This is a genomic window from Frisingicoccus sp. (assembly GCA_016298055.1).
In the GTDB taxonomy this organism is placed as follows: Bacteria; Bacillota; Clostridia; order Lachnospirales; family Lachnospiraceae; genus Frisingicoccus.
Genome location: JAEDDO010000217.1, coordinates 1 through 2,854, shown reverse-complemented (window position 1 = coordinate 2,854; position 2,854 = coordinate 1). Strand labels below are relative to the sequence as shown.

The window sequence follows — 2,854 nt, the reverse complement described above, 5'->3', positions numbered from 1 at the left end:
TGAGATTGATGAACTTCGGGATGCTATCTGCAGCATGGATGCAAGTATAAGGGAAAATACATCCAGACTGTCCCGTATTATTCAATTGATGCAGTTGTCTATGGGGGCTGTGGAATACACAGCGAATGAAAATCGTATTTATTGTGTCGGGAAAATTGTTCCTCTGCTTCAGATGGATGAATCCGAGTATGATGAGGGAAGAATGAGCCGGGAATATTTTGAGAATTTTCTGATTAAAGCCGGGCTTGGACAGGTCCTTGAAAAGAACTGTGAGATTGAATATGAAATGGATGCGGGAGAAGAAAAACGGTGGATTCATGTGGAATCCTGGCATAGTGAGGGTAAAATCTTTATTATTGTGCTTGATCAGACAGAAATCGTGCTGGAAAAACAGAAAATTGAGCATGAGAGAGATTATGACAGTCTGACCAATCTGCTGAATCGTCGTGCCTTTGACAGGAAGGTGGAAGAATATTTTAAATATCATCCATATATGACATGTGGAGCTATGATCATGTGGGATCTGGATAATCTGAAATATATGAATGATTCCTATGGACATGATTACGGGGACGCCTATATCCGGAAAGCGGCAGTGATTTTTCAGAGTTTGTCGGAACGATATCCGCAGGCCCTTGTGTCAAGAATATCCGGAGATGAATTCCTGGCTTTTATTCCGGAGTGTTCTGCTGAAGAGGAAATTTTAGATGTTATGGACAATATCCGGCGCAAACTTCGGGATACGAAAATCAGCACTCCGGATGGGGACACGATTGCCCTGAAGGCTTCCGGCGGTGTGGCCTTTTATCCGAGAAATGGAAAAAATCCGGAAGAATTAAAAAAATGTGCCGATTTTGCCATGTATGATACAAAGACAAGCAATAAAGGATTCTTTAAAATATTTAATCGAGACAGGTATAATCAGGACAGTATGCTTCTGACAGGTGTTGAAGCATTGGATAAGCTTATTGCCGAAAGACAGGTTACTTATTATTTCCAGCCAATCGTATCTGCAAAAGACGGGGAAGTCTTTGCTTATGAGGCATTGATGCGTCCAACGTCAAAGACGATTACCACAGTTTCGGATGTTATCCGGATAGCTTCGGATCAGGCCAGACTTGCGGAAATTGAAGTTTTGACCTTTGAAATGGCTTTTGCCCACTGTCACCGACAGCGTTCAGCTTTTGAAAATGCAAAATTATTTGTCAATTCGATTCCGAATCAGGTTTTATCTAATGAAATTATCGAACAATTATTGAGCAAATACCCGGACTGCCAGGAACGGCTTGTTGTGGAGATGATTGAGAATGAGCCGATTCATCGGGATATATTGATAGAAAAGCAGTATATATGTCGTCAGAATCATGTGGAGATTGCATTGGATGATTTCGGAAGCGGATACAGTACGGAAGAAATCTTACTGGCAATGCAGCCGAATTATGTTAAAGTGGATCAGGCACTGATTCGGGGAATATATATGGATGAGGATAAAAAGCGTCTGCTTAAGAATCTTTTATCCTACGCAAAGCCAAAAGGCATTCGTGTCATTGCTGAGGGTATTGAAAATGCAGAGGATATGAGGACAGTCATTGATCTGGGTGTAGATTATATGCAGGGTAATTACCTTGGAAAACCATCTGCAAAGGCACAAGAGATATCAGAAAAAATACAAAAACAGATTAAAGGATGTTAACTAAGGAGGACACTATGAAAAAATATATACGTTATTGGCTTCTGGCTGTGTGGATGGTCTGCATGACCATCATCGGAGGATGCAGCCAGATACTTGATACGGCGCAGACCTCTCAGGTTTTGTATGAAACCGAGACGGAAACCATTACCGAAATGCTTGCGGAAGATGGCGTTTACACATCCAAAGAGGATGTGGCTCTCTATATTCATTTATATGGAAAGCTGCCTGAAAATTTTATAACAAAAAAAGAAGCAAAAGCACTCGGATGGGAAGGGGGTTCCCTGGAGCCCTATGCACCGGGTAAATCCATCGGCGGAGATCGGTTCGGAAATTATGAAGGAATTTTGCCGGAGGAAGACGGTGTGACTTATAAAGAATGTGATATTGATACAATGGGAGCCGATCAGAGAGGAGCAAAGCGCATTGTATTTTCAAATGAGGGCGCCGTTTATTATACCGAAGATCATTATAAAAGTTTTGAACTTCTCTATGGGGAGGAATAGATCCTATGATTGAACTGGACGGCAGACGTTTGCAGCGATGTGAAGAAGGACATTTATATATGAAGGAAAAGCTTCATTTTATGGAAGACTATGGATGTAATCTGGATGCACTTTTTGATGCACTTACTGAGTGGTCATCGGAGGAAGAAATACGGATTTATGACAGTGAATGGATGGATGAAAGGATAAAAACCGTTTTTTTAGATGCTGTTAATGAGAATAAAGACCTCATTATTGTCTTGACAAATGGAACAGCTATGAGATAAGATAAAAAAGTTGCATATTGTCGAACTTGAAAAGAGGTTTACATGTACGAGATTATCATGCATACGTTGGAGCATACGCTGGAAGAAAGTTTAGGACTTTTGCCTTTTTTACTGATCACTTATATTATTATGGAATATATCGAGCATAAAATGAGTGCTCATACAAGCCGAATGGTGGGAAGATCCGGAAAATTCGGTCCGTTGATCGGGGCTCTTGCCGGTGTGTTTCCTCAGTGTGGATTTTCAGCAGCAGCGGCCAGTCTTTATGCGGGCAGAGTCATTACAAGAGGAACTTTGATTGCTATTTTCCTTTCTACTTCCGATGAGATGCTTCCGATATTCATTTCTCAGAAGGTTTCAGTCAATGTGATACTTTCGATACTTTGTATGAA

General features: G+C 41.0%; 4 protein-coding genes. All 4 read left to right on the top strand.

The features are described from left to right. A partial coding sequence (locus QZZ35_RS10750) for a GGDEF and EAL domain-containing protein (protein ID WP_291237402.1) occupies positions 1-1,693 on the top strand: 1,693 nt, incomplete at its 5' end. Positions 1,694-1,707: 14 nt separating this feature from the next. After that, positions 1,708-2,196, top strand: a complete 489-nt coding sequence (locus tag QZZ35_RS10745; protein ID WP_291237401.1) for a ribonuclease domain-containing protein — start codon at positions 1,708-1,710, stop codon at positions 2,194-2,196. Positions 2,197-2,201: 5 nt separating this feature from the next. Continuing rightward, complete coding sequence (locus QZZ35_RS10740) at positions 2,202-2,462, top strand: barstar family protein (RefSeq protein WP_291237400.1); 261 nt, start codon at positions 2,202-2,204, stop codon at positions 2,460-2,462. Between the two features lie 42 nt (positions 2,463-2,504). After that, positions 2,505-2,854: arsenic efflux protein (locus QZZ35_RS10735; protein ID WP_291237399.1), on the top strand; the 350-nt coding region annotated here is incomplete at its 3' end.